This is a genomic window from Mesorhizobium sp. M1A.T.Ca.IN.004.03.1.1 (assembly GCF_003997555.1).
Classification (GTDB): domain Bacteria; phylum Pseudomonadota; class Alphaproteobacteria; order Rhizobiales; family Rhizobiaceae; genus Mesorhizobium.
The window spans coordinates 1-234 of sequence record NZ_RZTV01001141.1 but is presented as its reverse complement, the minus strand read 5'-3'; the positions used below and the strand labels follow the sequence as shown (position 1 = coordinate 234).

At 60.7% G+C, this 234-nt stretch carries 1 protein-coding gene; it reads right to left on the bottom strand.

Annotation, left to right across the window (positions count from 1 at the left end; all coding sequences use genetic code 11):
* A partial coding sequence (locus EOD29_RS35240; RefSeq protein ID WP_206520632.1) for a hypothetical protein occupies window positions 1-234 on the bottom strand: 234 nt, incomplete at both ends.

The following is a 234-nucleotide window of genomic DNA, read 5'->3' as shown; positions in this document are numbered from 1 at the left end:
ATTTGCGGAAACATCTGTTCGTCCGCCAGCGCCTTCTGACCGGAAAACCATATCGAGCTGTTATAGAAGTGAGCCGGCGTGTTGCCATGCCAAAACACCTCATGCACCCCTTCGACCGCCAATGCGGCCGTGGTGTCGACGCGAGCGACTCGAGCATGGGCACGCGTGCTCAGCACGAGCGCGCCGTGCAGCAGGTTTTCGATATCCAGGTCGGCGGTGAAGCGCAAAGCGCCC